The sequence below is a fragment of the Erwinia sp. TECH1 genome (assembly GCF_054057575.1).
In genome coordinates this window covers 2832816-2856236 of record NZ_JBSRZK010000001.1, presented here as the reverse complement: position 1 = coordinate 2856236, position 23421 = coordinate 2832816, and the positions used below count along the sequence as shown (strand labels likewise).

Sequence of the window (23421 nt, the reverse complement as noted above, 5' to 3'; positions counted from 1 at the left end):
TGCGGCCGGATAATTAATTTAGTTATTAAAGTATCACTTCTGTAAATCTGTTCCGGGCGCACATAAAGTTCCATTAATTTACGCCGATATATTCGGTGTTGATTCATTTTACTTCTACCAAGGGTACCCTATGTTTAAACGCATTAAGGTCGTCACCAGCCTGCTGTTAGTGCTGCTGGTATTCGGCTCACTCCAGTTGTTGGCGGGCGGATTATTTATTAACGCGCTGACCAGCGATAAAACTAACTTTTCTATTGCTCAGAACTCCAGTGAGAACGTCGCCGCTTTTACTGACGCCTGGGTTGCGCTAAACCAGACCCGTATTAGCATTAACCGCGGCATGTTGCGCCTGCAAAGCGAAACGGCCAACAGCATTAACAGCGCCTCGCTGACCGATATCAGCAACCAGAGCAAATCGCTGCTGGCTGATGCTGATAAATCTTATGCGCGCTACCAGGGCATTCCCAATACCAAAGGGATGGATCCGCTGATCACCGAAGCGTTAGAAAAAAATTACGAAACCTATTCCAAAGCGCTGGGCCAGATGGTGACGCTGATGGAAAACAGGCAGCTGGCCGAGATGTTCAAGATGAATATCGAGCAGAAGCAGAACGATATGCAGGATGCCTACCAGGCCTGGCGTAACGCGCAGAACGTGCTGACCACGAAAGGCGTGGCGGATAACGAAAGCGCCTATACCAAAATGCTGTGGGTGATTGGCACGGTCATGGCGCTGGTTGTCGCGCTGATCGCGCTGTGCTGGGTCGGTCTGCGTTCCGTGCTGATCAAGCCGCTGCAGGAAAATATCGCGCACATCAGCCATATCGCCGGCGGCGACCTGACCCACACGATTGAAGTGGAAGGCCGTAACGAAATGGCGCAGCTGGCCAACAGCCTGAAAGAGATGCAGCAGGCGCTGGTGCGTACCGTCAGCGACGTGCGCGACGGCTCCGACGCTATCTATACCGGCGCAAGCGAAATCGCGGCGGGCAACAACGATCTTTCTGCCCGTACCGAGCAGCAGGCCGCCTCGCTGGAAGAAACCGCCGCGAGCATGGAGCAGCTGACCGCTACCGTGAAGCAGAACGCCGAAAACGCCCGTCAGGCTTCGCAGCTGGCGCTGAGCGCGTCGGAAACGGCGCAGAAGGGCGGCAAAGTGGTGGACGGCGTGGTGAAAACCATGAGCGACATCGCGGGCAGTTCGAAGAAGATCGCCGATATTACCAGCGTGATCGACGGCATCGCCTTCCAGACCAATATTCTGGCGCTGAACGCCGCGGTAGAGGCAGCGCGTGCCGGCGAACAGGGCCGTGGCTTTGCGGTCGTGGCCGGTGAAGTCCGTAATCTGGCGCAGCGCAGCGCGCAGGCCGCCAAAGAAATCAAAGGCCTGATTGAAGATTCCGTGGCGCGCGTGGACAGCGGTTCCGTCCTGGTGGGCACCGCCGGTGAAACCATGAACGATATCGTCAACGCCGTTACCCGCGTGACCGACATCATGGGCGAAATCGCCTCTGCTTCCGACGAGCAGAGCCGCGGTATCGACCAGGTTGGCACCGCCGTAACCGAGATGGATCGCGTGACGCAGCAGAACGCCTCGCTGGTGGAAGAGTCCGCCACGGCCGCCGCAGCGCTGGAAGATCAGGCCAGCCGTCTGACTCAGGCCGTTGCCGTGTTCCGCGTACGCAAAGAACAGGCCGCTCGTGCCGCTGCACCTGCGCCGCGTACGCTGAAGCCCGCGCTGCGTAAAGCCGCCGCGCCAGGCGCTGAAGAAGGCAACTGGGAAACGTTTTAAGTAAAGAGCACAAGCGCTTAATCCTTAACAGCATGTTAATCAGCCCGCTCCGGCACCGTGCCCGAGCGGGCTTCTTTTTAGCCGTCGCGAGGCGGGTAGAAGGAAGCCGTCGCCACAAGCCACCTTTCTGGCTGCCGATACCGGCAGGAAATCGTGCCTGGCAGAGGTTTTCCAAAACAATTAACCAGCCGTTCTGCATGAACCAGACACATCGGCACAGCCCTGTAGTGCTTTCCGGAAAGCGCCCTACAGCTCAATAAAGATCCCCCCGCGTCTGCCGATAACTAAAACAAATAGCCCCCAACTGAGGTAGTTATGTTCAAGAGTATAAAAGTAGTGACCGGCCTGGTGAGCGTGCTGGTGTTGTTTGCTGTATTGCAGCTGGGGACCGGCGGTTTGTTCTTCAAAGCCGTGCACAGCGACAAACAGAATTTTGAATTAAGTCAGCAGATGCGCATCCTGCAACAGTCCATGGGCAACTCATGGGTGTCGCTGGTGCAGGCACGCAACACGCTGAACCGCGCCGGTATTCGTTACCTGCAGGATGTCAGCAAATCGGGCGCGGGCACCTCTGCCACCGATCTGATGACGCAGGCAAAGGCCGACCTGGCCGCTGCCGATAAATCCCTGGCGGTGTTCAACGCCACGCTGACCGAAGACGGGAAAAAAGCGGAGGACGTGCAGACGCTGCTGGCTAACTACAAGCAGTTCCACACCGCGCTTTCCGAGCTGATTGTGATGATGGAAACCGGCCGTTTTGACGACTTCGTCGCGCAGCCGACCCAAAGCTATCAGGAACAGTTCCAGCAGGCTTATAACCACTGGCTGGAAGTGGTTAATCAGCTGACGGCGCAGGGTATTAAAACCAATGAAGACGCTTACCACCAGACTATCTGGCTGCTGCTGGGCGTGCTGCTGGTTTCCGCTGCGGTCATCGCGCTGGCGTGGAGCGGCATCCGTAAACTGCTGCTGCTGCCGCTGAACAGCAATATCGAGCACATTCGTCACATCGCCAGCGGCGACCTGACGCAGACCATTGAAGTGGAAGGCCGTAGCGAAATGACGCTGTTGGCGGAAAGCCTGCGCGATATGCAGCAGTCGCTGGTGCGTACCGTCAGCGACGTGCGCGACGGCTCTGACGCTATCTATACCGGCGCGAGCGAAATTTCTGCGGGCAACAACGATCTCTCTTCGCGTACCGAGCAGCAGGCCGCCTCGCTGGAAGAAACCGCCGCGAGCATGGAGCAGCTGACCGCTACCGTGAAGCAGAACGCCGAGAACGCCCGTCAGGCTTCGCAGCTGGCGCTGAGCGCGTCGGAAACGGCGCAGAAGGGCGGCAAGGTGGTGGACGGCGTGGTGAAAACTATGAGCGATATAGCGGGCAGCTCGAAGAAAATCGCCGATATTACCAGCGTAATCGACGGCATCGCCTTCCAGACCAACATTCTCGCGTTGAACGCTGCGGTAGAGGCAGCGCGCGCGGGCGAACAGGGCCGTGGCTTTGCGGTCGTGGCTGGTGAAGTCCGTAACCTGGCGCAGCGCAGCGCGCAGGCCGCCAAAGAAATCAAAGGTCTGATTGAAGATTCCGTGGCGCGTGTCGATACCGGATCGCAGCTGGTGGAAAGCGCGGGTGAAACGATGGCGGATATTGTGAACGCCGTTACCCGCGTAACCGACATCATGGGCGAAATCGCTTCCGCATCGGGCGAGCAGAGTCGCGGTATCGATCAGGTCGGCATCGCCGTAACCGAGATGGATCGCGTGACGCAGCAGAACGCCTCGCTGGTTGAGGAATCTGCCGCCGCCGCCGCCGCGCTGGAAGTGCAGGCCAGCCGTCTGACCCAGGCCGTCGCCGTGTTCCGCATTCGTAAGGACAGCGTCGTGCAGGCTACCAGCAAGCCGATGGCCGTTGCCGCCGCGCCGAAGAAAGCGCAGGCCGCCCCGGTTTCCAACGATAACTGGGAAACGTTCTAATCCCTGAACCCCGCGCCGCCGTCTGTGGAGGGCGGCGCGAGGCTGGTTATTAAGACGGCAGGCAGTAAAAAATAAGGCTTTAACGCAATTTGGCCTCAGGAAGATCGAATTGCTGCCGATAAACAGTTAAGCAATCTGAATTTGTAGTTAGCCAGTGTCATAGCCACCGGACGATGCAAAGCAGAGCAACAGAACGCCGCGCTGGTAGTGGAAGCGGCAGCAGCCCAGGCACGCTCGGGTTGGTTCAGGAGAAGGCAAACCGCCTCGGATACTGACCCACAGGGAACACACTGTTTTAACCCCTTAATCTGTACTTTGCAGGGTGGATCTGGATGAAAAAATCGACGTTGGTAGCACCGCCGGAGAACGCAACGCTGTTGTCACAGATGGTACAGCGCCTGCCGTTATCCGATGCGCACTTTAAGCGCATCAGCCAGCTTATTTATCAGCGGGCCGGCATTGTTCTCGCCGACCATAAGCGCGAGATGGTTTATAACCGCCTGGTGCGCCGGTTACGGACGTTAGGCATCGACGATTTTGGTCGTTACCTGGCGCTGCTGGAGAGTGATTCCGGCAGTGCAGAGTGGCAGGCCTTTATCAACTCGCTGACCACTAACCTGACGGCGTTCTTTCGCGAGGCGCATCACTTTCCGATTCTGGCCGATCACGCCAGGCGGCGCGGCGGCAGTTTCAACGTCTGGTGCGCGGCGGCGTCGACGGGCGAGGAGCCTTACTCCATCGCCATGACGCTGGCGGAAACGTTAGGCGCAGGCAAGTTCCAGGTTCACGCCAGCGATATCGATACCCAGGTGCTGGAAAAAGCGCTGTCGGGCGTCTATCGCCAGGAAGAGCTGCGCACGCTGTCGCCTCAGCAGCTGCAACGCTTCTTCTTTCGCGGTACCGGCCCGCACGCTGGCATGGTGCGCGTTCGGCCTGAACTGGCTAACACCATTACATTTTCCCAGCTCAACCTGCTGGGCAACGAGTGGGCCGTTCCCGGCCCGTTCGACGCGATTTTTTGCCGCAACGTAATGATCTATTTCGACAAAGAGACGCAGGAAAAGATCCTGCGGCGTTTTGTCCCGATGCTGAAACCTGGCGGCATTCTTTTTGCCGGACACTCTGAAAACTTCAGCCAGATCAGCAAAGAGTTTTACCTGCGAGGCCAGACGGTTTACGGGCTGACTAAGGAAAGATAATGGGCAAAATCAAAGTGTTATGTGTTGATGACTCTTCGCTGATGCGTCAGTTGATGACGGAGATTATTAACAGTCATTCGGACATGGAGATGGTGGCGACGGCGCCCGATCCGTTGGTGGCTCGCGATTTAATTAAAGAATTCAATCCCGACGTGCTGACGCTGGACGTGGAAATGCCGCGCATGGACGGACTGGATTTTCTGGAAAAGCTGATGCGCCTGCGGCCGATGCCGGTGGTGATGGTCTCTTCGCTGACCGGCCAGGGTTCCGAAGTGACGCTGCGCGCGCTGGAGCTGGGCGCGGTGGATTTTGTCACCAAGCCGTCGTTGGGTATCCGCGAAGGCATGCTGGCCTACAGCCAGATGATTGCCGATAAGGTGCGCGCCGCTTCAAGGGCGAAGCTGCACGTGCGTCGGTCGCAGCCAGCGCCGGTGATGCTGAAAGCCGGGCCAATGCTGAGCAGTGAAAAGCTGATCGCAATCGGCGCCTCTACGGGCGGTACGGAAGCGATCAGGCATGTGTTGCAGCCGCTGCCGGCCACCAGTCCGGCGCTGATGATTACGCAGCATATGCCGCCAGGCTTCACCCGCTCTTTTGCCGAACGGCTGAACAAGCTGTGTCAGATCACGGTAAAAGAGGCAGAAGACGGCGAGCGCGTGCTGCCGGGCCATGCCTATATCGCGCCGGGCGCGATGCACATGGAGCTGGCACGCAGCGGCGCAAACTATCAGGTAAAACTGCACGACGGCCCGCCGGTCAATCGGCATAAGCCTTCGGTAGACGTGTTATTTAAATCAGTCGCGCAGTATGCCGGTCGCAACGCCGTTGGCGTGATCCTGACCGGTATGGGCAACGACGGCGCCGCAGGCCTGCTGACCATGAACAAAGCAGGCGCGTGGACCATCGCCCAGAACGAAGCGAGCTGTGTCGTATTTGGTATGCCCCGCGAAGCAATTGCGCTCGGGGGCGCCAGTGAAGTGGTGGATCTCCACCAAATCAGCCAGCACATGCTGGCAAAAATTAGCGCCGGACAGGCATTACGTATCTAACGCAGCGCCCGTCCCGCGGGGCTACACAAACAGGAGTAATTATGGCTGACAAAAATATGCGGTTTCTGGTGGTCGACGATTTCAACACGATGCGTCGTATCGTCCGTAACCTGCTGAAAGAGCTCGGCTTCAATAACGTTGAAGAAGCAGAAGACGGCGTTGACGCGCTGGCTAAGCTGCGTGCCGGCGGCTTTGACTTCGTGATTTCTGACTGGAACATGCCAAACATGGACGGTCTGCAGCTGCTGCAAACCATTCGTGCAGACGGCACGCTCGGCAAGCTGCCGGTGCTGATGGTCACGGCCGAAGCCAAAAAAGAGAACATTATTGCGGCTGCTCAGGCGGGTGCCAGCGGCTATGTCGTTAAACCTTTTACCGCAGCGACCCTTGAAGAGAAGTTAGGCAAGATCTTCGAAAAGCTGGGTATGTAAGGAGCCGAGATGAGCGAACTTCCGAAACCAAGTGTCGACGCGGCTTCCGCGAACGACATTATCTCCCGAATTGGTTCGTTGACGCGGATGCTGCGCGACAGCCTGCGTGAGCTGGGACTGGATCAGGCCATTGCTGAAGCGGCGGAAGCCATTCCCGACGCCCGCGATCGCCTGGACTACGTAGTGCAAATGACCGCTCAGGCGGCTGAACGCGCGCTGAACTGTGTGGAAGCCGCGCAGCCACGTCAGACAGAGATGGAGAATGGAGCTAAAGCGCTGAAAGGCCGTTGGGATGAGTGGTTTGAGAATCCTATCGAACTGGCAGATGCCCGCTCGCTGGTTTCGGATACCCGTGGTTATCTGGAATCGGTGCCGCAGCATACGAGCTTCACCAATGCGCAGCTGATGGAAATCATGATGGCGCAGGATTTCCAGGATCTGACCGGTCAGGTCATCAAGCGCATGATGGATGTGATCCAGGAAATCGAGCGTCAGCTGTTGATGGTGCTGTTGGAAAACATGCCGGAACAGCCTGCCCGTCCGAAGAAAGATGCGGACAGCCTGAAAAACGGCCCGCAGATTAACGGTGAAGCGCCCGGCGTGGTGGCTAACCAGGATCAGGTCGACGACCTGCTCGACAGCCTCGGGTTTTAAGCTTGTCCTTCCGCTCAGGGCCGATCCTTATCGGCCCTTTTTTGCTATTACCTGAATAACCCCCTTTTTACGCGTTTACTCGCGGCATCATCCCTGCGCCTTTTTGGCATCCTAACCGCATTCATTCCGTACTCCAGAAATTCCCTGAGGATAGCCTGTGTCTGGTGACAGCGAAGAGGAAAAGACCGAATCCGCAACCCCCCACCGACTTGAAAAAGCACGAGAAGAAGGGCAGGTTCCGCGCTCGCGCGAGCTGACCTCGGTGCTGATGCTGGTGGCGGGGTTGGGTATTTTGTGGATGGGCGGCGAAAGCATGGCCCGCAAAATCGGTCAGCTGCTGGCTCAGGGATTAGTGTTCAACCACTCGGTGGTCAGCGATACCAGCCAGATGCTGCACCTGATCGGCAGACTTTTTGTGCAGGCGGTGTATACGCTGCTGCCGATGATGGCGGGGCTGGTGCTGGTAGCGATTGCCGCGCCGATGCTGCTGGGCGGCGTGCTGATCAGCGGCAAAGCGATTAAGTTCGACGTTGGCAAGATGAATCCAATTAAAGGCTTAGCCAAGCTGGTCTCCGCGCAGACCGCGACGGAACTGGTGAAATCGATTCTGAAAGCGGTGCTGGTCGGCTGCGTGACCTGGCTGTATGTCAGCCATAACTGGCCGGAAATGATGCGCCTGATCAGCGAATCGCCCTATACCGCGCTGGCCAGCTCGCTGAACATGATTGCCATGTGCTGCGTGCTGGTGGTGCTGGGCCTGTCGCCGATGGTGGGATTTGACGTTTTCTGGCAGTTGTACAGCTACTACAAAGGGCTGCGCATGACTCGCCAGGAAATCCGTGACGAATATAAACAGCAGGAAGGCGATCCGCACGTTAAGGGGCGTATTCGTCAGCAGATGCGCGCGGCGGCCCGCCGACGCATGATGGCGGATGTACCGAAAGCGGACGTTATCGTGACCAACCCGACGCACTATTCCGTCGCCTTGCAGTATGACGAACGGAAAATGAGCGCGCCCAAAGTGGTGGCGAAAGGCGCAGGCGAAGTGGCGCTGCGTATTCGCGAATTAGGTAAAGAACACCGTATTCCTGTCCTGGAGGCGCCGCCGCTGGCGCGCGCGCTCTATCGACATAGTGAAATTGGTCAGCATATTCCCGGTACGTTATATGCGGCTGTTGCAGAAGTGTTGGCCTGGGTCTGGCAGCTCCGTCGCTGGAAGCTGGAAGGCGGCCTGGCCCCGAAAAAACCTGCTAATTTACCGGTGCCGGAAGCGCTGGACTTTGGCTCTGGAGAGAAAGACTGATGGCGAATCTGGCCACATTGTTGCGCTTACCGAATATGAAAGATACCCAATGGCAGATTATGGCCGGGCCGGTATTGATTATGATGATCCTGGCGATGATGGTGCTGCCGTTGCCGCCGTTCATCCTCGATCTGCTGTTCACCTTTAATATCGCGCTGTCGATAATGGTGCTGCTGGTAGCGATGTTTACCCAGAAAACGCTGGAGTTCGCTGCGTTTCCGACCATTCTGCTTTTCTCCACCCTGTTGCGCCTGGCGCTGAACGTCGCCTCAACCCGTATCATCCTGATGGAAGGGCATACGGGCGCGGCGGCGGCCGGACAGGTGGTTGAGGCCTTCGGGCACTTTCTGGTGGGCGGCAACTTCGCCATCGGTATCGTGGTCTTTATCATCCTCGTTATCATCAACTTTATGGTTATCACCAAGGGTGCTGGCCGTATCGCCGAAGTGGGCGCGCGCTTTGTGCTGGACGGGATGCCCGGTAAGCAGATGGCGATCGACGCCGACCTGAACGCCGGCCTGATTGGTGAAGACGAAGCGAAAAAACGCCGTGCGGAAGTCACCCAGGAAGCGGACTTCTACGGGTCAATGGACGGTGCGAGTAAGTTCGTTCGCGGCGACGCCGTTGCAGGCATTATGATCATGGTCATCAACGTTATCGGCGGTCTGCTGGTGGGCGTGGTGCAGCATGGTATGGATATGGGGCACGCAGGCGAAACCTATACGCTGCTGACCATCGGTGACGGTCTGGTTGCTCAGATCCCGGCGCTGGTTATCTCAACCGCAGCCGGCGTTATCGTGACCCGCGTGGCGACCGATCAGGACGTTGGCGAACAGATGGTTACCCAGCTGTTCAAAAATCCACGCGTGATGATGCTGAGCGCCGGCGTGCTGGGTTTACTGGGTCTGATCCCGGGAATGCCGAACCTGGTGTTCCTGCTGTTTACCGCCGCGCTGCTGGGCCTTGCGTGGTATATGCGCGGTCAGGAGACCAAACCGAAAGCCATGCCGCAGAGCAGCATGGTGAAAAGCGCGGAAACGCCGGTGAATGTAGAAGCGTCCTGGACCGATGTGCAGCTGGAAGACACGCTGGGCATGGAAGTCGGCTATCGACTGATCCCCATGGTGGACAATACGCAGGATGGCGAGTTGCTGGGTCGTATCCGCAGCATTCGTAAGAAATTCGCGCAGGAGATGGGCTTTCTGCCGCCGGTGGTGCATATCCGCGACAATATGGAGCTGCCGCCAGCGCGCTACCGTATTCTGATGAAGGGCGTAGAAATCGGCAGCGGCGACGCCTATCCGGGCCGCTGGATGGCGATCAACCCCGGCACCGCCGCAGGCACGCTGCCGGGCGAAGTGACGGTGGATCCAGCCTTTGGTCTGGCCGCTATCTGGATCGACAGCGCGCTGAAAGAGCAGGCGCAGATCCAGGGTTATACCGTAGTGGAAGCGAGTACCGTAGTCGCTACGCACCTGAACCATTTGATTGGCCAGTACGCCAGCGAGCTGTTTGGCCGTCAGGAAGCGCAGCAGCTGCTGGATCGCGTTACCCAGGATATGCCGAAGCTGACGGAAGATTTAATCCCTGGCGTGATTACGCTGACCACGCTGCATAAGGTGTTGCAGAATTTGCTGTCGGAGCGCGTTTCCATCCGCGATATGCGCACCATTATTGAAACGCTGGCGGAGCACGCGACCGTGCAGACCGATCCGCACGAGCTGACTTCCGTAGTGCGCGTGGCGCTGGGCCGGGCGATTACCCAGCAGTGGTATCCGGGCAACGGCGAAGTGCAGGTTATCGGACTGGATACCACGCTGGAACGTCTGCTGCTGCAGGCGTTGCAGGGCGGCGGCGGTCTGGAGCCGGGCCTGGCAGATCGTTTGCTGGCGCAGGCGCAGGGCGCGCTGGCGCATCAGGAGTCGCTGGGCGCGCCGCCGGTGCTGTTGGTTAACCATCCGTTGCGCGCGCTGCTGGCCCGCTTCCTGCGTCGCAACCTGCCGCAGCTGATGGTGATTTCTAACCTGGAGCTGACCGATAATCGTCAGATCCGCATGACGTCGACTATCGGTGGTCATTGATGAAAAAGGCGCTGCTGTTTTTGTGCTGTCTGCCACAGCTGGCGTTGGCTGCCGGCGGCGCCTGGCACGCCTCCGCGCCGGGGCCGGGATTGCTGAATCGCGGGATGCAGTTAACGTCGCCCGCGCTGAAGGCGTCGGAGACGGTGACCGGCGCGATAACGGAGATCAGCTGGCGCTATGAGCTGACCGGCTCAATGCCTTCCGGTTTTGCCGCCTGGCTTTGTGCCGAAAGGCGTTGCGTGCCGCTTGACGGCGCGAGCGGCGCGACGCGAGGGTTAACCAATATTCATGCCGGAGAAACGCTGCACTTTGTCTATGGCGTGCAGGGACAAGGTCGGCTGCCTCAGACGCTGCGCGTGCTGAGTAATGAAGTGATGGTGAATTACCGGTAGCCTGGCGGGCAAAGCCAGGCAGTGCAGGGCAAAAGCAGGCAGTGCAGAAAGGGGCGAAGCGATTCGCCCCTTTTTTGCGTTCTGAAGCCGGAGAAAAGCCGCTGTGACTTGGGGCAGGTTACAGAAGTCGCTGCGGGGCAAGTGGCAGGCAGCAAGGGACGGTGCGGAACACGGACGCGCCGTAAATCCATCCGTGGAGGCTCGGTTGGCGCGTCCCTGCGCCAAACGGTCCGCTTATCCGCACTGCCCCTTACTGCGGTCAGGCAGCGGCGTTGCGGTAAGAATGGCTTTGGGATTGGCGATGGGTTACGCAAGTCTGCGGGAAAAGGTCGTTGCGATTAGAGGCAGGTTACAGAAGTCGCTGCGGGGTGAATGGCAGGCAGTAGGGGGCGGGTTGCAAAGGTCGCTGCGGCACTGAAGAAAAGCAAAAGGACAGACCGCTGCGGATTGAATGCGGCCTGTCTTTCCCGGTGAATTTAGCGAACCTGGACTAAACCGTTCCAGGTTTCCATATAGCGCGGGGCTTTCAGCTCGTCCACCTGATAATTGACCAGATCGAACAGCAGATCGTTGAGCGTCAGTCTGGCTTCCGCATCAATCTGGTTGTGAATTAATAGCCGGGTTAAAGCCTGGCAATATTGGGTGACTCTTTCCGGTTCCGCAATAAAAGTGACAGGATGAAAAGCCGTAATAGTCGACGCCGTTAGCTGTGGAAGGCGCTCGTCAGGCACCGGTTCTTCATAAGTCGTCGCCAGCTGTTCAAGGCTGGCGGCCATTTTTTTATAAAGAGAAAGACGCTCCATATCATTATCCGTTTCCATTAAGGCGGCAACCAGACGCTCGTTATATTCCGCCAGATCGATAAAGTCCATTCCCGCAGGTAGCGAGGAAAAATTTGTAAACTCAGGGCGAGTTTGGGTACACTGTTTTACAGCCATGATGTTAGTCCTCATAACATTGTGGTCAGAGGCTCGTCAGTGTTCCACCACTGGCGGGCTTCGCTATTTCTGCTTCGCTTCAGGCGTCGCCCATCAACTCTATGCTTTTTCTTTACGCCGTCAATACTCCATGGATCGTTTTCTTTCAAAGGATTGTGCCTTTATTTAGTTATGGAAAGCTGCTCGTAAAATAAGATGAAAATAAACAGGTGTTGCTTATTTTTTTGTGAGGCAGGCCGCAAGCAAGCGGCGTGAGATCGCACGGCTATTTATTGTCTGCAAAGAACTCAGCATTAATCCTGTTTAACTTTCGGTAATTAAATAACAATGTGGTCAGAAGGTGGGAAACGAAAGTAGCTCGGCAGTATTATTATATAACGGTGTTATTTTCAAATATTTTGTGCAGTTCCTGATAAACAGGCTGAATCAGTCCGCTTATCCGCATGGCCTCTTACTGCGGTCAGGCAGCGGCGTGGCGGTAAGGATGGTGCGGGATTGGCGATGGGTTACGCAAGTCTGCGGAAAAGGTCGTTGCGGCATGGGCGGCAGGTTACAGAAGTCATTGTAGGGCAGGCGACGGCATCAGGGAGCGGTTTGTCATAACAGACAAAACGTAAATAGTGCAATAAGGTGAACTTAATCATTTTTTTGCGGTGCGATGTGTGATGAAAATACGTTGCCCGCTTTTCAGGAAGAGGGGGAAATAACGGCGGGTATCCCACTCATTATGCTACTTATTTTCGAAAAGGATAGAGCGTATAAGGGGCAGTCCGCTTCAGCTAAACCAGAATAATTTTGGCATATCCTGGTCGCTAAATCACCTAATCAGGCCACCTGGAACCGCACAGATTTGTATAAGGATAATGCACATGGCATGGATTTATCAGCAATCTACGGGAAATCTTTATCACGATAGCGAGTATATCGACCGTGGTTATTCAGGTATGCTGACCAATAAGAATAATCCCGACCGACAGCAGGTAAGAGGAATGGGGCCGATCCCGCGTGGTAAATGGCGTATCACGCAGCGTACCCACACAAAAGGGCCAATGACGATCGTGCTCAGGCAAATCACTGGTGAAACCTTTGGGCGCACGGAGTTTCGTATTCATGGCGAACGTATAGGCAAACCAGCAGGCTTTGCTTCCCAGGGATGTATTATCCTGAGGTCTGCGACCCGGGATCGTATCTGGTCTTCCCATGACAGAGAGCTGGAGGTAATAAGATGAGAAATCTATCTTTCTTGTTGATGACGTTATGTCTGTTTTCCACTTCCGCAGCCTGTAGCTCAGTGATGGTCGAAGAAAACTGGGGGCAATTTATTAGCAATATTGCAAAAGGGAATAGCCAGACGATTGCGGTATTACCTGGAAAAATAAAAGCGATAAGTCATTCAATTACCGACCCACAGGCTATTGAGCTCGTTGAGGCAATAAGTTTTGCATTGATCAATAAGCCGTTGGCAACGCTTCAGGCAACGGAAGAAATAGGGACATCCGCTGATACGCTTGTTCAGCGATTTGATTCCGGCAGCATTTGCTCTGTACCTGCCATCCTGTCTTACACGAAATCTTCTGTGCTGAAATATTACGCTCTGGCAACGGAAGCGCTTAAAAAAGCAGGTAAACCAGCCGCAGAGTGCCTGAATATTATGCAGGCAGCTATGGCGGAAATTCAGCAGGAGGATGAGCGAGGCGAGATGAAATGGGGAAATAAAAGCTTTAATCCGGTACGGGCTTCCGGGTAAATTTTCCAGGCAGAATAAAACAGACTAAATCTTTAGCGATAAAAAGGGACGAAAGCTCGTCCCTTTGCGGATCGCCTGTTACATTCTTTCGACGGTTTCGATACCCAGCGTATCCAGACCCTGCTTCAGGGTTTTCGCGGTCAGCAGCGCCAGCTTCAGGCGGCTCTGCTTCGTCGCTTCGTCTTCGGCAGACAGGATCGGGCAGTGCTCGTAGAAACCAGAGAACAGACCGGCCAGATCGTAGAGGTAAGCACACATCACGTGCGGCGTGCCGTCGCGCGCGACCTGGGTGATGGTTTCTTCAAATTGCAGCAGGCGTACGGCCAGTGCCGCTTCGCGATCTTCAGCAATCACGGTTTTGCCCGTGACGGCGGATTCTTCAATGCCCGCCTTGCGGAACACGGAAAGCACACGCGTATAGGCATACTGCATATACGGCGCGGTGTTGCCTTCAAAGGCCAGCATGTTGTCCCAGTCAAACACATAATCCGTGGTGCGGCTTTTAGAAAGATCCGCATATTTGACCGCGCCGATACCCACCGTGTTGGCAAGCTTCGCCAGTTCGTCGGCTGGCATATCCGGGTTTTTCTCGCTAACCAGCTTCGTGGCGCGCTCGACCGCTTCGTCCAGCAGATCGGAAAGCTTGATGGTGCCGCCCGCGCGGGTTTTAAATGGCTTGCCGTCCTTGCCCAGCATCATGCCAAACGCATGGTGTTCTAAAGGCACGGACGTCGGCACATAACCGGCTTTACGCACGATGGTCCACGCCTGCTGTAGATGCTGGTGCTGACGTGAATCGATATAGTAGAGCACGCGATCGGCATGAAGCGTTTCATAACGGTATTTCGCGCAGGCGATATCGGTGGTGGTATAAAGATAGCCGCCATCCTTTTTCTGGATGATAACGCCCATCGGCTCGCCATCTTTATTTTTGTACTCGTCCAGGAAAACCACGGTAGCGCCTTCGCTTTCTACCGCCAGGCCTTTGGCTTTCAGATCGGCAACGATGCCCGGCAGCATATCGTTGTACAGGCTTTCGCCCATGACGTCTTTGCGGCTCAGCGTCACGTTCATGCGGTCGTAGACTTTCTGGTTCTGCGACATGGTGATGTCCACCAGACGCTTCCACATTTTACGGCAGTATTCATCGCCGCCCTGAAGTTTTACCACGTAGCCGCGCGCGCGTTCGGCAAAAGCCGGATCTTCGTCATAGGTACGCTTGGCTTCGCGGTAGAAGGCTTCCAGATCGGATAAAGCGATCTCTTCATGGGCTTCGTTCTGCTGTTTTTCCAGGTAAGCGATCAGCATCCCGAACTGCGTGCCCCAGTCGCCCACATGGTTGGCGCGGATCACGTTGTGGCCCAGGAAGGAGAGCGTGCGCACCGCCGCATCACCAATGATGGTGGAGCGAACGTGACCAACGTGCATCTCTTTGGCGACGTTAGGCGCAGAGTAGTCGATAACGATAGTCTGCGGTTCGACCGGCGACACGCCCAGGCGCGGCGCGTCGACAACGCGGTCTACCTGGGCGGCAAGCCAGTCGGCGTCAAGAAACAGATTGATAAAACCCGGTCCGGCGATTTCAACCTTGCTGGCGATCCCCTGTAGATCGAGATGGGTCAGCACCTCTTCAGCAAGCTGGCGCGGCGCCTTGCCCAGTTTTTTCGCAACGGCCATAATACCGTTTGCCTGGTAATCGCCGAACTGTGCCTTAGCGGACTGACGCACCTGCGGCTCGCAGTCGGCCGGAGCCCCTGCCGCGATCATCGCCTGACTGACTTTATCTGAGAGAAGAGCCTGAATATTCACCGGATTACCTTTATATGCAAAAACGCCTGCGCGCTGAGGCCAGGCCGTCATACTAAACGGAGTCGGACAGCAGAGTGGCTGTTCGCTACCGCTAAAAAAGAAGGGAAAAAGTATACTGCATTTAGGCTGTAGTTATCCAGGCGTGTAAACAGGAGAAGGCACAGGAAACAGCGGGCGCTGCTTCCTGGTTGTCTGGTCAGGTGCGACGACGGTGAGGGCGATGCGGGCTGGCGATAGTCGTCTTTTCGTTACGAAGCTTCCAGTGCCTCACCAGAGCAAAGCCCGTCATAACGATAAGCGCTGCAATAAGTATTAACATCAGCATTTGCTATTCCTTGTGTGAGAAGCGAAACGAATCTATAAGAAATAAGAATACCCTGGAGTCGACGAACGGGATTTAAGAATAGTCGCATTGTATAAATTTAACTAAATTAAAACATTAAGTTAAGCCAAATTTTCTAAATAATATGCTGGGACTAAACCAAATTTAACTAAAGAAAAGGATAATAATCCGCAATTATCGAGCTATCCTGGGCTGTTACGTTTTTCTTCATCAGGAAAGCTGGCCCGAAAACGGGGTGTGATGGCATAAAAATGATTAATATTTTTAAAGTAATTTAACGAGGAAGGCATGTTTTCAGGTAAAGTAGCGGAAGAATTAAACGATTTAGTTAAGGATTCTGGAGAGTTTCTATACAAAATTAACCATCTGGCGACGCGGCTCGGGCTGGATCTGGCTGCGCATCATGCCGATCACATCGCCGTACGCTGCCATCAGGTCGCGACGGCGGAACGCTGGAAAAAAGGTTTTTTGCAGCACGGCGTGCTGTTTTCAGAAAAGATGATAGGCGGACGGCCGGTCGCGCTGTTTGAGCTGCATGAACCATTACGGGTCGGGCCATGGCAAATCAGCATGGTGGAGCTGCCCTGGCCCGGTGAAAAAGTCTATCGGCATGAAGGCTGGGAGCACGTTGAGATCGTGCTGCCGGGCGATGAAGCGCAGCTGAGCGTGCGTGCGCTGGCGCTGTTGTCGGATGAGAGCCTCTCTAAACCAGGGATAGCCATTAAAAATAGCGCGCCGAAAGGAGAGGGCGAAAGGCTGCCTAATCCGACGCTCGCGGTCAGCGACGGCCAGGTGACGATCAAGTTCCATCCCTGGAGCCTGAAAGAGATTGTAGAGAGCGAGCTAGCGTCGTAACGTCCGCACGGCTTTTTCCATCCGTCGCACCGCTTCCACAATCAGATCGCGCGGGCAGCCAAAGTTAAAGCGTACAAAGCTATCGTCGCCAAAATCGCGCCCGGCGGAAAAGCCCAGCCCGTGCCGTTCAAAAAACAGCGCCGGGCTGGCAACATTAAGCTGGCTGGCGTCAATCCACGCCAGATAGGTCGCCTCCGGGCGGGCCAGCGAAAGCCCCTCAATAGCGTTGACACGCTCGGTCAGCCAGTCCCTTGAGGTTTTAAGATAGGCCAGCTGCTCGTCCAGCCACGGCTGCCCGTCTCGCCAGGCGGCCGTCGCGGCGACCAGCGCCAGGATATCCGGTTGCGGCACAATACCCAGGCGTGCTTTGTTGAAACGCGCGCGCAACGCTTTATCGGGAATAATGGCCAGCGAAGCGCCCAGCCCGGCAATATTGAACGTCTTTGAGGGCGAAATCAGCGTCACGGAGCGTCGCTGCGCGTCTTCGTTAAGACTGCCAAAAGGAATATGCTGCACGCCGTCTTCCAGCAGCAGGTCGCAGTGAATTTCATCAGAGCAGACGATCAGATCGTGACGTTGCGCAAAGCGCAGCTGTGCCTCCAGCTCCTCGCGACGATAAACCGTGCCGCCGGGATTTTGCGGATTGCACAGCATTAACAGTTTTTCGTTGCCGGTCATGGCGGTTGATAGCTCGTCAAAATCCGCCAGCCAGCGTCCCTCATGCAGTTTTAACGGCACGTTAAGCTGCGCGCGGTCGGCCAGCTTCGCCGCAGAGCGGAACGGCGGATAAATCGGCGTGGGCGCGACGGTGCCTTGATGCGGCTCGGTAAAAGCGCGTACCGCTAAATTCAGCCCGCTGACCACGCCCGGCAGTAAAACCAGCCATTCCGGATCGATTTTCCACTGATAGCGCGCCAGCATTCGCGCCGTGGTGACGGCAATCAGCTCATCCGGCGTGGTGCCATAGCCGAAAATACCATGGGCCACGCGCTGCTGAAGCGCGTTAATCACACATTGCGGCGAGCGGAAATCGGTATCTGCTACCCAGAGCGGCAAAATATCCTGACCGCCATATTTCTGCCATTTCAGACTATCGCTGTGACGGCGATCGATACGCTGGTCGAAAGTGCATGTCATGTTGGTGATTCCCGTTACTATTATTTTTAATGTTCGAAAGCAGACTAAACAGCGAAACAGATTTACACAACCAGCCGGCAGTCATTAACAGGAGAATGAAATGTTAAAACTGGAAGTATGCTGCTATGGGATTGATTGCGCGCTGGCCGCGCAAACCGCTGGCGCCGATCGGGTGGAGCTTTGCGCTGCGCCTTCGGAAGGCGGATTAACGCCTTCGGCTGGCAGCCTGTTGCAGGCTCGCGAAACCGTGTCCATACCCGTTCATCCCCTGGTGCGTCCGCGCGGCGGTGATTTCTGCTTCAGTGACAACGAGTTTCGTCAGATTAAAGACGATGTCGCCTGGATCCGCGAGCTTGGTTTTCCGGGCGTGGTGGTCGGCATACTGGATGTGGACGGGCATATTGATATCGCCAGGATGAAGCAGGTCATGGCGCTTTGCGCAGGCATGGAGGTGACCTTTCACCGCGCTTTCGATCTCTGTCACAACCCGCTGACGGCGCTGCGGCAGCTTACCGACCTGGGCGTGGCGCGCATCCTGACTTCCGGCCAGCAACAAAGCGCCGAAAGCGGTTTACCTTTATTAAGGGAACTTAATCAGCTTACCCAGGGTCCAATCATTATGGCCGGCGCTGGCGTCCGCATGAGCAACCTGCATAAGTTTGTGGAAGCCGGATTGCGTGAGCTACACAGCTCCGCCAGCCAGCGAATCGCCTCTGCAATGCGCTACCGTAAAGCCGGTGTTTCCATGACTTCCGTCGCGGAAACGGACGAGTTCAGCCGCGCCTGCGTTGACGGCGATATGGTGGAAGCCATGAAAGCCTCGCTCTCGCTCTCGTTTGGCTCGTCGGCAAGCGTAGCCTGACCCCGATTTTGCCGCACAGCACGCCAGGTTAACGACGTGATGTTTGCAAGTACCAGGCCTCATCATTTTGGTGAGGCTTTTTTTCTGCCGCAGAACCGAAATTCCTCTTACACTGAACACATCTCTGGCTGCTGCGAGTTCACTGATGAAAGTCATAATGACCGCCAACGTTTTTCTGCTGCCGCTCATGCTATTGGCGGGCGCGGCACAGGGCGCAGATACCTGTCCCGCCAACGCCGCACGGGTTAACGACAGCAACAGCCTGCTGCTGCTGGGCGGTACCGCGAAAGGGCCGATAAAACAGGTTGTAATGGGCGAGTTTGGTAAGGATGTCGACCAGCAAAAACGCATTCTCGGTGAGTTCGATCGCTGTGGCGCGCTGCTGCGGGCGGATATCAGCTTTGACAAGAACGAAGGTAACGTCGCGCTCAGAATGGTGCAAAGCATTACTCGCGTCGCCACCGGCTGGCAGGCCGACTACGTTCTGTCGATCTTCGTGCTGCAAAAGGGCAAGCTGGTGGAAGTCAGCAATAAACAGGGAACCGTCAACTATCTGACCGGTAAAACGGGCACCATTACCAGCTCGTCCGAGGCGTTTCTGTTGCAGGGAAAAAAGGGCTTTACGGAAACCACTAACAGCTACGACAGCCGTCAGCGGCTGATAAAAAGCGTGGCGAGAGGATCGGACGCGCAGGCCAACGGCGAGTTTCACTATAGCTGGAATGCGGAAAATCTGCTGATCGCCAGCCGCTCGGGCAACAGCGAAATGCAGTGGAGCTATGACGATAAAAAGCGGGAAAAGGGGCTACTGATGCAAACGCATAACCCCGATAGCGAGCTGACCACGCAGGATGAATGCCAGCTGTGGGACGAGCGGGGCAACTGCACGCTAAGCTACTCGCATGAGAGAGAAGTCTTTGCGCACGGTGAAGTGCTGCGCAATATCAGCGCGGCTTACCGCTTTGAATACTGGGATAAAGCGGAAGGCGCGGACAAATAAGCGGCCCGCGCCAAACGCTGTTATTTCACGGTCTGGCTGAAAGCGTCTACTGCCAGGATAGCGCTGACGATATCCTGCGCGCTAAGGTTAGGGTTAAGGTTCTTCAGCGTATCGCCTTCGCTGTTAGCCAGTTCGCCCACTTTCAGCAGGTTCTCCCAGCTTTCGTTTTCCAGATGCATCTCTTTTAGCGTGGTCGGCATTTTTATCGCGCGATAAAAGCGGACATAGCGTGCAATCTCTTCATCGGGCCGCTGCTCCAGCACCATTTGCGTCAGCGTGCCGTAGGCGACCTTTTCACCGTGCGTCAGATGGTGGATGTCGCCGTCGATAGCGGTAAAGCCGTTATGGATAGCGTGCGCGCCCGCTAAACCTGCGTTTTCAAAGCCCAGGCCGGAAAGCAGCGTATTGGCTTCCACTACCGCCTCTACGGCTGGCGTAACCACTTTTTTCTCTACCGCCTGATAAGCGCTGTATCCCCAGGTCAGCAGCGTTTTTTCGCAGGCTTCGGCAATCGCCATACCTGCAATCGTCGGATCGCCATCCACCATCGATTTGCTGTGCGAACGTTTGACCGCCTGCGCTTCGACAAAAGTCGCCAGACCATCAGCGATGCCGGAAGCGAACAGCCTGACCGGCGCCTGGGCGCAGACCTGCGTATCCACCAGCACCAGATCCGGGTTTTTGTTATAGAAGCGGTAGCTTTCGAATACGCCGCTGTCGGAGTAGATCACGGAAAGCGCGCTGCACGGCGCATCCGTCGAGGCGATAGTCGGTACAATCACCACCGGCCGCTTCAGCTCGTCGGCCACTGCTTTAACCGTATCCAACGTTTTGCCGCCGCCTACGCCGATCACCAGCTGCGCATCGGCCTCTTTCGCCAGCGCCGTAAGGCGAGCGATCTCATTGCCGGAAGCCTCGCCGTTGAACTGCTGATAATGAAACTCGACGTTGCGCTGCTGCAAAGCATCCTGCACCGTCTTGCCCGTCAGTTTCCAGACGATTTCATCCGCCACCACAAAAGCTTTATTGCCCAGTTCCGCTACGTAGTCGCCCAGCTGAGCCATGACGCCAGCGCCCTGAACGTACTTGCGCGGTGAAGAGAATACGAACTTACTCATGGGAACTCCTTTTGGTGAAATAAAAGTCGTACAGGTTCAACCGTAGACCTTTTAACGCAAAAAGGGGGGATGGAAATGTGACATAACGAAAATTGGTAGTAGGCAATCAGCCGCGTAATCGCTAAACTTTTTTTCCTTTCCAGGGAAATCAGTATGACCTCGTTATTAACCTTTCTGTTCGCCATTACGCTGCTGACCATGACGCCGGGTTTCGATACGGCATTGATCCTGCGTACGTCCGCCGCCAGCGGCTGGAAAAAAGCGCTGGCGACCAGCATGGGCGTCAATGCCGGCTGTATGACGTGGGGCACTGCGGTGGGCGTGGGGCTTGGCGCACTGCTTCTGGCATCGGAAGTGGCCTATAACATTTTAAGGCTGGCGGGCGCGGCGTATCTGCTATGGCTCGGCGTGGGGCTACTGTTAAAACCGCGCAGCGCCTTCCAGGACGCTCTGCCGCAGGCTAAGCAGGACGGCTATCGCCGCGTATTTATGCGTGGTTTTTTAGGCAATTTGCTTAACCCTAAGGTCGGCATCTTCTACGTCTCGTTTTTGCCGCAATTTATTCCTGCTGGTGGCTCGGTGGCGCTCTGGAGTATCGGCATGGCCTTTACCCACGTGGTCGTCGGCACGTTGTGGAACGGGATGCTGATCGCCTGCACGCATTACTTTGCGGAAAAGCTGCGTAAGCCGGCGGTGATAAAAATCATGGATCGCCTGACCGGCTGCGTCTTTATCGGCTTTGCCGCAAAGCTGGCGCTGGCGAAGCGTTAAGACCTGCCGGGGAAGGGGGAAAGCACGGATAATGAACGCACTTTTCGCGCGTCCCTGCGCGAAAATGGTCGTCCGGCTTTATTTACTACAGCGAGGCTAAAACCAGCAGCCACCCGCGCCGGACGAACTAAGGCTGGCTATCAGTCAGGCCGCTTATGCCCGAAGCTTGCGCACCGCGTCAGCCGCACGGGTAGCTAAAGCTGGCAGTTATGAGCCACGAGTAAAGCTAAGGCTTTACGCCCACGGCGACGCCGGTCGTGCTAAGGCTTGCGCGCCACCAGTACGGCACGCAGCGGCGCCGGATAGCCTTCGACGGTTTTGCTGCTGTCGTTGGGATCCAGAAACTCCGCCAGCGATTCGCTGGTCATCCAGTCGGTGCGGCGCTGCTCTTCCGTCGACGTCACGGAATAGTCCGCGATCTTCACATCAACAAAGCCGCATTTCTCCAGCCAGTTTTTCAGCGCGCCGGTAGAGGGAATAAAATAGACGTTGCGCATCTGCGCATAGCGTTCGCCTGGCACCAGCACCGCGTGCTCGTCGCCTTCGACCACCAGGGTTTCCAGCACCAGCTCGCCGCCGCTGACCAGCTGGTTCTTCAGCTGATAAAGGTGATCCAGCGGCGAGCGGCGATGATAGAGCACGCCCATCGAAAAAACCGTATCAAACGCTTTCAGCTCCGGCAGCTGCTCGATGCCGAGCGGCAGCACGTGCGCGCGCTGATCGTTGCCCAGCAGCTTGCGCACGGCCTCGAACTGGCAGATAAACAGCTGCATCGGATCGATGCCCACCACCAGATTTGCGCCCGCACCAACCATGCGCCACATGTGATAGCCGCTGCCGCAGCCGACGTCCAGCACGGTTCGGCCCGCCAGCGGGGAAATATGCGGCAGCACGCGGTCCCATTTCCAGTCGGAGCGCCATTCGGTATTAATATGCACGCCATACAGCGAGTAGGGGCCTTTGCGCCACGGCATCAGATTACGCAGCAGGCTTTCGATACCGCCGCGCTGCCGCTCACTGAGCTGGCTGCTGTCGGCGGTGACACCGTGCAGCAGATCCAACGTTTCCGGCACGATGGTCGGCAGATGCTCAACCGAGCGATCCCAGTTTTTAAAATGCCCGTGCAGCTGTTCGCGCTGCCAGGCGGCAATCTGTGCAGGCAGCGTTTCCAGCCAGTGCGACAGCGGGCTTTTGGCGATCAGCTGATAAAAATTACCGAAATCCATCAGTCCGTCCCAGCCTTAAGCGCAATTAACGAGCCAAAATTAAAGCACTGGAACCAGAGTTCGGCGTGCTCAAAACCGGCCAGGCGCAGGCGCTCTTTGTGCGTTTCCACGCTGTCGGTCAGCATCACGTTTTCCAGCATACTGCGCTTCTGGCTGATCTCCAGTTCGCTGTAGCCGTTAGCCCGCTTGAAGTCATGATGCATATTGAACAGCAGTTCGCCCACGCTGGCGTCGGCGAAGCTGAATTTTTCGGAAAGCACCAGTGCGCCGCCGGGACGCAGGCCTTGCCAGATGGTATTCAGCAGGCTCTGCCGCTCGGCAGGCTCTAAAAACTGCAGCGTAAAGTTCAGCACCACCAGCGAGGCGTTTTCAATCGGAACGGCGCGAATATCGGCCTCAATCACCTCGACCGGCGTGTCGGCGCGGAAAGCGTCAATATGGCGACGGCAGCGCTCCACCATCGCGGGCGAGTTATCAACGGAGATAATTTTGCAGCCTTCGGCTTTGATATTGCGGCGCACCGAAAGGGTGGCGGCGCCCAGCGAGCAGCCCAGATCGTAAACCTGGCTGTGCGGCTGTACAAAACGCTCGGCCAGCATCCCGATCATCGAAATAATATTGGAATAGCCAGGCACGGAGCGCTGGATCATATCGGGAAAAACTTCGGCCACGCGCTCGTCAAACGTCCAGTCGCCCAGTTTGGCAATCGGCGCGGAGAACAGCGTATCGCGGTTAGACAT

22 protein-coding genes are annotated in these 23421 nt (G+C 56.3%); 15 read left to right on the top strand and 7 right to left on the bottom strand.

Translation table 11 applies throughout. The annotated features are described in order from the left end of the window. The first annotated feature begins 130 nt into the window (after window positions 1-130). The 9 genes from ACVWZ0_RS13490 to flhE all read left to right on the top strand — a co-directional run bounded on the left by ACVWZ0_RS13490 (window position 131) and on the right by flhE (window position 10875). The gene (locus ACVWZ0_RS13490) at window positions 131-1792 is read left to right on the top strand and encodes a methyl-accepting chemotaxis protein (protein WP_253460652.1); all 1662 of its coding nucleotides are present in this window, start codon (window positions 131-133) and stop codon (window positions 1790-1792) included. A gap of 315 nt (window positions 1793-2107) precedes the next feature. Continuing rightward, window positions 2108-3766 (top strand): methyl-accepting chemotaxis protein, encoded by a 1659-nt coding sequence (locus ACVWZ0_RS13485; protein WP_253460655.1) that lies wholly within the window; start codon window positions 2108-2110, stop codon window positions 3764-3766. A gap of 332 nt (window positions 3767-4098) precedes the next feature. After that, the gene (gene cheR, locus ACVWZ0_RS13480) at window positions 4099-4965 is read left to right on the top strand and encodes a protein-glutamate O-methyltransferase CheR (protein ID WP_253460659.1); all 867 of its coding nucleotides are present in this window, start codon (window positions 4099-4101) and stop codon (window positions 4963-4965) included. After that, window positions 4965-6014, top strand: coding sequence for a protein-glutamate methylesterase/protein-glutamine glutaminase (locus ACVWZ0_RS13475; protein WP_253460662.1), 1050 nt, complete (start codon window positions 4965-4967; stop codon window positions 6012-6014). The genes cheR and ACVWZ0_RS13475 overlap by 1 nt, the downstream gene beginning before the upstream one ends. A gap of 41 nt (window positions 6015-6055) precedes the next feature. Continuing rightward, a complete protein-coding gene (cheY, locus tag ACVWZ0_RS13470; RefSeq protein ID WP_034935773.1) occupies window positions 6056-6445 on the top strand; it encodes a chemotaxis response regulator CheY in 390 nt (129 codons plus the stop codon). 9 nt (window positions 6446-6454) lie between these two features. Further along, entirely contained in the window at window positions 6455-7099 is a 645-nt protein-coding gene (gene cheZ / locus ACVWZ0_RS13465; protein ID WP_125287937.1) for a protein phosphatase CheZ, read from the top strand. 157 nt (window positions 7100-7256) lie between these two features. Further along, window positions 7257-8402, top strand: a complete 1146-nt coding sequence (gene flhB, locus ACVWZ0_RS13460) for a flagellar biosynthesis protein FlhB (RefSeq protein WP_253460665.1) — start codon at window positions 7257-7259, stop codon at window positions 8400-8402. Then, window positions 8402-10483 (top strand): flagellar biosynthesis protein FlhA, encoded by a 2082-nt coding sequence (flhA, locus tag ACVWZ0_RS13455; RefSeq protein WP_253460668.1) that lies wholly within the window; start codon window positions 8402-8404, stop codon window positions 10481-10483. The genes flhB and flhA overlap by 1 nt, the downstream gene beginning before the upstream one ends. After that, window positions 10483-10875 (top strand): flagellar protein FlhE, encoded by a 393-nt coding sequence (gene flhE, locus ACVWZ0_RS13450; protein WP_253460671.1) that lies wholly within the window; start codon window positions 10483-10485, stop codon window positions 10873-10875. Before flhA ends, flhE begins: the two co-directional genes overlap by 1 nt. 476 nt (window positions 10876-11351) lie before the next feature. Here flhE and ACVWZ0_RS13445 read toward each other — a convergent pair whose 3' ends face one another. Further along, on the bottom strand, window positions 11352-11813 hold the full coding sequence (locus ACVWZ0_RS13445) for a hypothetical protein (RefSeq protein ID WP_253460673.1): 462 nt from the start codon (window positions 11811-11813) through the stop codon (window positions 11352-11354). Window positions 11814-12682: 869 nt separating this feature from the next. On the opposite strand from ACVWZ0_RS13445, the gene ACVWZ0_RS13440 reads away from it, so the two are divergent. Continuing rightward, complete coding sequence (locus tag ACVWZ0_RS13440) at window positions 12683-13042, top strand: tlde1 domain-containing protein (protein ID WP_253460676.1); 360 nt, start codon at window positions 12683-12685, stop codon at window positions 13040-13042. Next, entirely contained in the window at window positions 13039-13560 is a 522-nt protein-coding gene (locus ACVWZ0_RS13435; protein ID WP_253460679.1) for a hypothetical protein, read from the top strand. Before ACVWZ0_RS13440 ends, ACVWZ0_RS13435 begins: the two co-directional genes overlap by 4 nt. 78 nt (window positions 13561-13638) lie before the next feature. Here ACVWZ0_RS13435 and argS read toward each other — a convergent pair whose 3' ends face one another. Both argS and ACVWZ0_RS13425 read right to left on the bottom strand, forming a co-directional pair. After that, entirely contained in the window at window positions 13639-15369 is a 1731-nt protein-coding gene (gene argS, locus ACVWZ0_RS13430; RefSeq protein WP_253460682.1) for an arginine--tRNA ligase, read from the bottom strand. A gap of 196 nt (window positions 15370-15565) precedes the next feature. Then, window positions 15566-15694: a hypothetical protein gene (locus ACVWZ0_RS13425; RefSeq protein WP_301252226.1), complete on the bottom strand. Its 129-nt coding sequence runs from the start codon at window positions 15692-15694 to the stop codon at window positions 15566-15568. 306 nt (window positions 15695-16000) lie between these two features. On the opposite strand from ACVWZ0_RS13425, the gene ACVWZ0_RS13420 reads away from it, so the two are divergent. Beyond that, window positions 16001-16567: a VOC family protein gene (locus tag ACVWZ0_RS13420; protein ID WP_253460685.1), complete on the top strand. Its 567-nt coding sequence runs from the start codon at window positions 16001-16003 to the stop codon at window positions 16565-16567. Here the strand turns inward: ACVWZ0_RS13420 and ACVWZ0_RS13415 are convergent. After that, window positions 16556-17704: a MalY/PatB family protein gene (locus ACVWZ0_RS13415; protein ID WP_253460688.1), complete on the bottom strand. Its 1149-nt coding sequence runs from the start codon at window positions 17702-17704 to the stop codon at window positions 16556-16558. The genes ACVWZ0_RS13420 and ACVWZ0_RS13415 overlap by 12 nt on opposite strands. A gap of 100 nt (window positions 17705-17804) precedes the next feature. Between ACVWZ0_RS13415 and cutC the strand changes: the two genes are divergently transcribed. Both cutC and ACVWZ0_RS13405 read left to right on the top strand, forming a co-directional pair. After that, window positions 17805-18566, top strand: coding sequence for a copper homeostasis protein CutC (gene cutC / locus ACVWZ0_RS13410; protein WP_253460691.1), 762 nt, complete (start codon window positions 17805-17807; stop codon window positions 18564-18566). A gap of 157 nt (window positions 18567-18723) precedes the next feature. Further along, window positions 18724-19566, top strand: a complete 843-nt coding sequence (locus ACVWZ0_RS13405; protein WP_253460694.1) for a hypothetical protein — start codon at window positions 18724-18726, stop codon at window positions 19564-19566. 20 nt (window positions 19567-19586) lie between these two features. Here ACVWZ0_RS13405 and ACVWZ0_RS13400 read toward each other — a convergent pair whose 3' ends face one another. After that, on the bottom strand, window positions 19587-20684 hold the full coding sequence (locus ACVWZ0_RS13400; RefSeq protein WP_253460697.1) for a glycerol dehydrogenase: 1098 nt from the start codon (window positions 20682-20684) through the stop codon (window positions 19587-19589). Between the two features lie 153 nt (window positions 20685-20837). Between ACVWZ0_RS13400 and ACVWZ0_RS13395 the strand changes: the two genes are divergently transcribed. After that, complete coding sequence (locus ACVWZ0_RS13395) at window positions 20838-21455, top strand: LysE family translocator (RefSeq protein WP_253460700.1); 618 nt, start codon at window positions 20838-20840, stop codon at window positions 21453-21455. Window positions 21456-21715: 260 nt separating this feature from the next. On the opposite strand, the gene cmoB is transcribed toward ACVWZ0_RS13395, so the two are convergent. After that, entirely contained in the window at window positions 21716-22684 is a 969-nt protein-coding gene (cmoB, locus tag ACVWZ0_RS13390) for a tRNA 5-methoxyuridine(34)/uridine 5-oxyacetic acid(34) synthase CmoB (protein WP_253461296.1), read from the bottom strand. Next, the gene (gene cmoA / locus ACVWZ0_RS13385; RefSeq protein ID WP_125287922.1) at window positions 22681-23421 is read right to left on the bottom strand and encodes a carboxy-S-adenosyl-L-methionine synthase CmoA; all 741 of its coding nucleotides are present in this window, start codon (window positions 23419-23421) and stop codon (window positions 22681-22683) included. The genes cmoB and cmoA overlap by 4 nt, the downstream gene beginning before the upstream one ends.

Excerpts from the sequence above, each read along its gene's own strand:
- flhE (WP_253460671.1), top strand. The coding sequence starts at position 10,483 with ATGAAAAAGGCGCTGCTGTTTTTGTGCTGTCTGCCACAGCTGGCGTTG.
- ACVWZ0_RS13440 (WP_253460676.1), top strand. The coding sequence starts at position 12,683 with ATGGCATGGATTTATCAGCAATCTACGGGAAATCTTTATCACGATAGC.
- ACVWZ0_RS13485 (WP_253460655.1), top strand. The coding sequence starts at position 2,108 with ATGTTCAAGAGTATAAAAGTAGTGACCGGCCTGGTGAGCGTGCTGGTG.
- ACVWZ0_RS13395 (WP_253460700.1), top strand. The coding sequence starts at position 20,838 with ATGACCTCGTTATTAACCTTTCTGTTCGCCATTACGCTGCTGACCATG.
- ACVWZ0_RS13445 (WP_253460673.1), bottom strand. The coding sequence starts at position 11,813 with ATGGCTGTAAAACAGTGTACCCAAACTCGCCCTGAGTTTACAAATTTT.
- ACVWZ0_RS13490 (WP_253460652.1), top strand. The coding sequence starts at position 131 with ATGTTTAAACGCATTAAGGTCGTCACCAGCCTGCTGTTAGTGCTGCTG.
- ACVWZ0_RS13405 (WP_253460694.1), top strand. The coding sequence starts at position 18,724 with ATGACCGCCAACGTTTTTCTGCTGCCGCTCATGCTATTGGCGGGCGCG.
- cmoA (WP_125287922.1), bottom strand. The coding sequence starts at position 23,421 with ATGTCTAACCGCGATACGCTGTTCTCCGCGCCGATTGCCAAACTGGGC.
- ACVWZ0_RS13425 (WP_301252226.1), bottom strand. The coding sequence starts at position 15,694 with ATGCTGATGTTAATACTTATTGCAGCGCTTATCGTTATGACGGGCTTT.
- cheR (WP_253460659.1), top strand. The coding sequence starts at position 4,099 with ATGAAAAAATCGACGTTGGTAGCACCGCCGGAGAACGCAACGCTGTTG.
- ACVWZ0_RS13400 (WP_253460697.1), bottom strand. The coding sequence starts at position 20,684 with ATGAGTAAGTTCGTATTCTCTTCACCGCGCAAGTACGTTCAGGGCGCT.
- ACVWZ0_RS13420 (WP_253460685.1), top strand. The coding sequence starts at position 16,001 with ATGTTTTCAGGTAAAGTAGCGGAAGAATTAAACGATTTAGTTAAGGAT.
- ACVWZ0_RS13475 (WP_253460662.1), top strand. The coding sequence starts at position 4,965 with ATGGGCAAAATCAAAGTGTTATGTGTTGATGACTCTTCGCTGATGCGT.
- cheZ (WP_125287937.1), top strand. The coding sequence starts at position 6,455 with ATGAGCGAACTTCCGAAACCAAGTGTCGACGCGGCTTCCGCGAACGAC.
- cheY (WP_034935773.1), top strand. The coding sequence starts at position 6,056 with ATGGCTGACAAAAATATGCGGTTTCTGGTGGTCGACGATTTCAACACG.
- ACVWZ0_RS13415 (WP_253460688.1), bottom strand. The coding sequence starts at position 17,704 with ATGACATGCACTTTCGACCAGCGTATCGATCGCCGTCACAGCGATAGT.
- flhA (WP_253460668.1), top strand. The coding sequence starts at position 8,402 with ATGGCGAATCTGGCCACATTGTTGCGCTTACCGAATATGAAAGATACC.
- cutC (WP_253460691.1), top strand. The coding sequence starts at position 17,805 with ATGTTAAAACTGGAAGTATGCTGCTATGGGATTGATTGCGCGCTGGCC.
- ACVWZ0_RS13435 (WP_253460679.1), top strand. The coding sequence starts at position 13,039 with ATGAGAAATCTATCTTTCTTGTTGATGACGTTATGTCTGTTTTCCACT.